Here is a 6816-nt window from a genome sequence, read left to right on the forward strand (position 1 = left end):
CGCGCGTCGATAGCACCGACGGCAAGATAACCGTTCGGATTGACGGCGGTGGCTTGGTCACAGTCGACCTCGATTCCATCGCAGACTGCTCGCCGACTTCGCGCGTTGCCGTGAGGGGATAGGAGGAACGAGTGGGCAAATATCAGGTCAGCAGCGACCCAGTCTCCGACAACTGCCCGTACGAGCTCGATCTGTTCATGGAAAAGCACGGCCTCTCCAGGCGCGCAGCGCAAGTGATTCTGCACTCAAATGGTCCATCGCGTATCCAATGCGATGCCGCAGCAGAAGCCTTTGTTCGCTTCAAGCAGTGGCGGGAGGATGCGAGAATGAAGCCGCCTTCTCCAAGCATTAAGTCGAGCATCATTGGAGCGCCGAGCCCTTTATCGCAAAAGGCCAGCCGAGCAAAAAGCTCGGCGGCCGAAGCCAGCGGGCCCGTCCCCCGCACCTGATGTGTCAGGTCGCGGGAATCTCTGGCGGTGGAAGCGGCCCGGACGCGCTGAATGCGACCACGGTCGACAGCTTCGCTTTCTTCGCTAGTGAAGGCTTCACATATGGTTTCTTTGTCATGCAGCTCCCCGTGTTTGAATCGATGCTGTCATCGCCATGCGGCCTTCCGTTGTCAGTACGAAGAAAGGCCAGCCATCCGCCCCTGGAAAGAGCCACGGAAAGACCGATGACGCGGGCTAAGGGTTAGTGGCAGTGATATTCACCGGTCTTGTGATTGGTGTGGCACCCGTTGGCATCAGTGCCACCACCGTGTGCATGGGCCGTGACCGCAAAGGCCAGAATAGCCAAACAAGCAAGTATTGATCTCATTTTCGTAACCCCCGCTTAAAGAACGCGCTGAGGTAATCAGGAATCGAAACAAGTTGCAACGTGCCGTTGCCCCTGGCCTTGTCGGAGCCGAACAAGGTCTAGAGGCGAGCACGATTCCAGTCCCCCCTTGATCAGGCGCTGAAGCGCGACGCGGTCATTCGCGTTGGTGCCTACAATGCGCTCACGGTGGCGCCGTCGTCTTCAGTCATGCGGAGAATTAGGAAGGCCCGCCGGACCTAAAGGCGATCATCATCCGCCCTTGGCCCTGCCGTAGCTGTTGGGACTACTGTCGGGCGTATAGATCAGCCCCACATCCGTGCCGCCGCACCTGTGGCATTTGAGCTTTGGAACGAGGTCATCGGCCATTGCCGGCGCGTCAGGGCCGTAGCGGTCCCGGAGCTGGGCGAGATCGAGCTTTTGGCTATGATTGCAGGGCGACCAGTGGCAAAACGCCGTCACCGTCATCTTCGCATCGATCAAGCTTTGGAACGTCCAGCCCTTGCCCATGCACCCGACATAACGGGTCCCTGGGAAGTCTACCAGTGCGCGATTGTCTCTGCCGCTCTCCTGGCCTCCGAAAGGAAAGGCTAGCTCCCCTGCTGGGAAGCCCACGACCAGTCGTGTAGCCCGATCCATGCTGTCGCCACGATCAACGTAGCGAGGATGGCGTACTCTACAATGGTTTGACGTGAAGGCATCTATGCTTAGTACGGTCCAAGCATGAGTTTTCGCTTAATTCACGGGCTGTCCCAATGAAAAGCCCGCCACGATGGAGGGGCCACGGGCGGGCTTTCAATGAGGGCGGCTACATTCCTGAGAAATCGACCGCTAGAGGAACAATATACCATGGGGTGGGATGGTTCCAGACAATTTTAAAGATCGGTGTTCTCGCCCACATACGTGCCGATGGCACCATCACATTGACGACATCACGGCGCCGACCGAAACCAATGATGGCCGACTTCGTTCTATGTGATCCCAGGCACCCACGGAGGATCATTTTTGGGCAAGCAATTGAACAGCAGCGACCCGGACTCGGACCAGTTTCCCTATGAGGTCGATTTTTTTGCAGCGAAGCACGACATTCCAAGACGCATGGCCGAAGTCATCCTGCACTCTAATGGCCCATCTCGCCATCAATGCGACGCAGCAGCGGCCGCCTATTTGCAGGTCATGCAATGGCGTCAACGGCCACGGCCAGTTACGGGTTGATCTGTTAGTTCTCTATCCTGCTGCAACCATACATTAGGAATCGCTTTCGAACCTATTTGCCGTGTCGGAGTTGTATCGGCATGGCGAAGGGCAGCATCTAACTCCGCGACGAGGTCGCAATCACAGCGACCGTGCGCAAGCGCGTGACTGAGGATCGGGTCGCCGTGTTGATCCCTTCCTACCACCAGCCGCATTCGCATCTCTCAGCTCGGCTTTTCGATCTCCTGAAAGCCATTTCGAATGGCATCAATTAAAGTCGCTATCGAATATGGCTTCTGCACCCAGCCCAGCGGCTTGGCCGCTTCCGCTCGAAGCCTCAGGTCGCGATCGCCATGCGCCGTTGTAAAGATGCACCTTATGCCCAACTCGCGATACAACTCCAGGGCCGCATCGACGCCGTCCCGCTTCCCAAGCAAACGGATGTCCATCAGAACCAGCACCGGCTTGATCGAAAGCGCAAGATTAATTGCTTCGTCCGCTGTAGTCGCCGGGCCGGCCACTTGGAAGCCAGCGGCATGGAGCCCAGCCTCCAAATCAAGCGCAATCAGGTAATCGTCTTCGACGATCAGGATCAATTGGTCGCGAGACTTGCCGGATCCTCCTCCCCTCGTATCATCTCGAGAGAGAACCACCTGCGGCCTGAAGGATCGAGCAATATCCCCGCCCCGGCTTAGCTCAGGTATCGATGCTTTTGGGCGCAAGGCCGCTCTCCTCGGACTGCTGAGAAAAAGTCACGGTGCATCTGGATGGGTGCCGGCTGACTTCGAAGGCCCCGCCGATCTGCCGCACTAAGCCTTCGACAAGTCGCAAACCCGACGAGGACGATCGCACCGAACTGAGTTCGAAGCCCGGGCCCTCGTCCTCGACGGCCAAACTAATATCTCCGCGGCTTCGTTTGATCGAAACGCGGATGATTCCTTGCCCATTTCCGGGCAATCCATACTTCACGGCGTTGATCAAAAGCTCGTTGATAATGAGCGCCAGCGGCATTGCAATGTCATTTGGCAACTGAATTGCATCTGCCTCGCAGACCAATTCAACGGCTGGCGGGAACATCTGTTTTGCCGTCTCGCAAACAGCCCCTAGGAACGGCTCGGCTCCGAAGTTGACGGCGTCAGGCGTGTCATAGAGGACACGCTGAGCGGCAGCCATGGCAGCCACCCGTTTGCTGGCCTCGTCCAGAACCGTCCGAGCCTCCGGACTCTTGCTGGTCCTTGCCGCGACCGAAAGCAGGGACTTCAGCATCATCATGTTGTTCTTCACACGATGATTGAGCTCATCGAGCAAGATCCGCTGCTGGGTTTCGGCGTGCTTACGCTCGCTCACATCGACCAGCATGTTGATGGCGCCGGTGACGTTTCCAGCAGCATCGCGCATCGGCGTGGGATAGGGAATGAAGGGAACCCGAGTGCCATCAGGCCGCTCGGCCACCGCTTCGTACCCCCGGATGGGCCGCCCTTCACGAAGGGAAATAGCCATCGGACACTGGTCATGAGGAAGCGGCGTTCCATCCGGCCAGAAGAGCTTCCATGTCACGCACCATTCGTCGGTGCCGATCTCGGGCGTCCGGCCGGCGAGTTGCACAGCCGCTTCATTGAAATAGGTGATCTTGCCATCCCGATCGGTGGTGTAGATCGCGGCAGGAATGGCGGCGAGCAGGTCTTTAAGCCGGCGCTCGCTGTCCTGTATCTGCTCTTCCGTGGCCTTTTTGTCGCTTATATCTCGGGCGATCTTGGAAGCTCCGACGATGCGCCCTGATGCATCCCGCACGGGCGATATCGTGAGAGAGATATCCACCAGTGTTCCATCTTTGCGGCGGCGAACCGTCTCGAAGTGATCCACGAGTTCGCCGTTGCCGATACGACCTAATATCAGCGGCTCCTCGCCCACGCGATCCTCGGGAATGATGGTGGTGATGGGCCTGCCGACCATCTCCGCGGCCGTATAGCCGAACAAGCGCTCGGCACCGCCGTTCCAGGTCGAGACGATGCCCTTGAGATCCTTGCTCACGATGGCGTCGTGGGAGGACTCCACGATTGCCGCCAGCCGCTGGGCCGCTTTCTGAGCCCGGACACGCTCAAGTCCAAACCCGAGCTGGCGTGCGATTGTCCGGGCGACTTCTATCTCTTCTCCCGAGCAATCGTGCGGCTCGTCGAAATAGGCCATGAATTTGCCCAGCAGACGCCCACCTTCGTTTATCGGGATGAAGCAGGCCGCGCCGATCCCTTCTGTTCGGATTGCCTGTTTCAAGCTGTTGGAGAGCTCGGCCTGTTCCACGTCGCTCACAGAAATAGGTTGGGGATCGCGGTCTTCCACGGACCAGGGCGAATGGCCTTCCACGGCGGCTCGGTACGGATCCGACAGGCCCCGCCAGGCGACAAACTTCATGATGCCGCCTTCCAACAGCAGAATAGAAGCACGCTGGCATCTCAGCCCGCGCTGAATTGCTTCGAGCGCAGCCTCATAGACGTCTTCGCGGGTTAGGGAGTGCTGGAGCATTTCCGTCAGCTGATGCAGCGCGGCCTGCTCTTCGGCCCTTCGGGCGAGCGCCGCCTCGATCTCTTTTCGTTCGGAGACGTCGTGCTGCACCCGAACTGCGTAGCGAAACTGCCCGCTCTCGTCGAGAACGCTGGAAGACGTTACAACAGCCCAGAAAAGCGATCCGTCCTTGCGCACGAACCGCTTTTCGATTGTGTAGCTTTTGATCTCGCCGGCGACCTGCTGACGATATTTCGCACGATCCGCCTCGACGTCGGCAGGGTAGGTCCAGTCGAAAACCGGTCGCCCAATCAACTCCTCCTTCGTACGGCCCAAAAGATAGCACAGATGCCCGTTCACCCGCAGCAGCCGGCCTTCCGCATCAGCTTCCACTATCCCCACGCCGGCGCTGTCATAGGTGAGAGCGACCCTCTGCTCTTGTTCGCGCAATAGGTCTTCCGCTTTGACCTTTTCAGTCACATCGATGGTGATGCAGCGCGTGTTGATCATCCGTCCGCCAGCGGAACGCGCATTGGATGTTATCTCCACCCAACGGATGGAGCCGTCCCTGGCACGCAACCTGGCGCGATAATTCTGAAGGTGCTCACGCCGAGAAAGGCGGTCCAAAATCTCGTCAATCGTGGCGGGATCTGCGTGAAATTCACGAATGTTGCGGCCGATGTATTCCTCCGGGGCATAGCCGAGTAGGTCCAGTTCGGCTCGATTGGCGCGCAAAATGGTGCCATCGTTCGAGACTAGGTGGAGAGACACGGCTGCATTCTCGAAGAAATCTTCTACCTCGCTGCCGGGAAGCAGGATCGCACCGTTCCCGTCGTCGTCCCCGTTGCTTCCGAAGGATCGCGCGCCAGAAATGCTGGAGGGCAAAGCTCGTTGTTCCATGAAGTGCTGAAAACCCCTTAACCCATCTCAACACCCGATTTCCCAATAGGTTCCAATCGGAAGGCACCCTTCCCCGCTACGGGCTCTCGACCGCCGGATCGTGGGTCGGCAAAACTACATAGTTCGAGAGATCGTAAGGCCCCGCGTGCCGATCTCCGCGCCCCGCTTACATGCCGTGAGCTACTTTAGGCCAGCAGCCGCGAGCGCCCGGTAGACTGACCCCCGCCCGATGCCGAGCGACGCGGCGATCTCTGATACTGATTTCTGCTGCTGAAACAAGGAGTCCGCTTCGCCGGCCTTTGCTCGCGCCGTCGGCTTGCGCCCTTTGTATTTCTTCTCTGCCTTCGCCTTCGCGATGCCCTCCTTCTGTCGCTCTCTCATCAGGTCCCGCTCGAACTCGGCGAAGGCGGCGAACATGTTCAGCATCAGCCGACCGTAGGCTCCCGTTGTGTCCAGCGTGTCTTTGCCGAATTGCAACACTTTCAGACCGACTCCCCGTCCATGCAGACCATCGACAAGGTCGCCCAGGGTGCGCGTATTGCGCGCGAGGCGATCGATCTTCGTAATCACAAGCGTATCGCCTTTGCGGAGGAACTTCAGAGCGCGGTCAAGTTCCTTTCGATCCCCTAGAGCCGAAACCTGCTCCGAATAGACCTCCTCACAGCCAGCGGCTTTGAGGTCAATCTCGGTCGACGGCGCCGTCAGCGAAACCGTTGGTCAGAGGACACGCGCAGGAACCTCGTGGGTACAAGGCAATTTCTTGTGCAACGCCTTTCCCAGAGAACTGACAAGCTGTGGGGCGATTTTTCGCAATTCATTTAGAACGCCTGGGGGTCAGGACGAATACAAGGCCGTATACCGTTGGGAACAGTTCGAATTTTCGGTCGTCGAGTGAGCTCTAAAAATGCCGCAAGGCTGAAAGTCGGCTTGCGCACTATGCATGCGACCTGGTTCGCCAGAACCGCAAACGACCGGAATTGGCGCAAAGATGCATGGATCCGGTGCATTGGCGATGTCCGCTTTTGGTGAACCGACAGGACAGTAGGAATGACTGCCAAGAGGCGCAAAGCGGTCTTTCCAACATCGGCCCTGGTGCCCTATCTGTCCCAACACCAGCAGCCTTAAAGACGGGGTACACCGCGCCTTGGCGCGCTAACTTGCCCGCGTTCCCGTTTCGCGCGATTCTCGGGGCGGTGATGCGTCGCCGCGGCGATTGCGCGCCCTTCAAACGCAAAAACCGCCTCGATTGTTCAGATCGGGGCGGTTATAGATTTATGATAAAATTGGTTGCGGGGACAGGATTTGAACCTGTGACCTTCAGGTTATGAGCCTGACGAGCTACCGGGCTGCTCCACCCCGCGTCAACTACGAGCAAGCGTTTGCTTGCGACCACGAGCAAGCGTTTGCTTG

6 protein-coding genes and 1 tRNA gene are annotated in these 6816 nt (G+C 58.4%); 1 reads left to right on the forward strand and 6 read right to left on the reverse strand.

What is annotated here, in order from left to right:
- Positions 1–131 precede the first annotated feature (131 nt).
- Positions 132–449 carry a hypothetical protein gene (locus EN846_RS33405; protein ID WP_127394398.1) on the forward strand — a complete coding sequence of 106 codons (318 nt, stop codon included), beginning with the start codon at positions 132–134 and terminating at the stop codon, positions 447–449.
- Between the two features lie 241 nt (positions 450–690).
- Here the strand turns inward: EN846_RS33405 and EN846_RS36615 are convergent, their stop codons facing one another.
- The 6 genes from EN846_RS36615 to EN846_RS33440 form a co-directional block, all read right to left on the reverse strand.
- Positions 691–816: a YHYH domain-containing protein gene (locus EN846_RS36615; protein ID WP_127391291.1), complete on the reverse strand. Its 126-nt coding sequence runs from the start codon at positions 814–816 to the stop codon at positions 691–693.
- Positions 817–1065: 249 nt separating this feature from the next.
- Complete coding sequence (locus EN846_RS33415) at positions 1066–1323, reverse strand: hypothetical protein (protein ID WP_127391292.1); 258 nt, start codon at positions 1321–1323, stop codon at positions 1066–1068.
- A gap of 908 nt (positions 1324–2231) precedes the next feature.
- On the reverse strand, positions 2232–2603 hold the full coding sequence (locus EN846_RS33425) for a response regulator (RefSeq protein WP_210213985.1): 372 nt from the start codon (positions 2601–2603) through the stop codon (positions 2232–2234).
- A gap of 100 nt (positions 2604–2703) precedes the next feature.
- A complete protein-coding gene (locus EN846_RS33430; protein WP_127391294.1) occupies positions 2704–5406 on the reverse strand; it encodes a PAS domain S-box protein in 2703 nt (900 codons plus the stop codon).
- A gap of 180 nt (positions 5407–5586) precedes the next feature.
- A complete protein-coding gene (locus EN846_RS33435; protein ID WP_127391295.1) occupies positions 5587–6111 on the reverse strand; it encodes a recombinase family protein in 525 nt (174 codons plus the stop codon).
- Between the two features lie 579 nt (positions 6112–6690).
- A tRNA-Met gene (locus tag EN846_RS33440) sits at positions 6691–6767 on the reverse strand.
- Positions 6768–6816 lie beyond the last annotated feature (49 nt).

Source organism: Mesorhizobium sp. M4B.F.Ca.ET.203.01.1.1, from assembly GCF_004791025.1.
In the GTDB taxonomy this organism is placed as follows: domain Bacteria; phylum Pseudomonadota; class Alphaproteobacteria; order Rhizobiales; family Rhizobiaceae; genus Mesorhizobium; species Mesorhizobium abyssinicae.

What these genes read in the sequence shown, in the direction of transcription:
- EN846_RS36615 (WP_127391291.1), bottom strand. Translation starts at nt 816, where the DNA reads ATGAGATCAATACTTGCTTGTTTGGCTATTCTGGCCTTTGCGGTCACG.
- EN846_RS33415 (WP_127391292.1), bottom strand. Translation starts at nt 1,323, where the DNA reads ATGGGCAAGGGCTGGACGTTCCAAAGCTTGATCGATGCGAAGATGACG.
- EN846_RS33430 (WP_127391294.1), bottom strand. Translation starts at nt 5,406, where the DNA reads ATGGAACAACGAGCTTTGCCCTCCAGCATTTCTGGCGCGCGATCCTTC.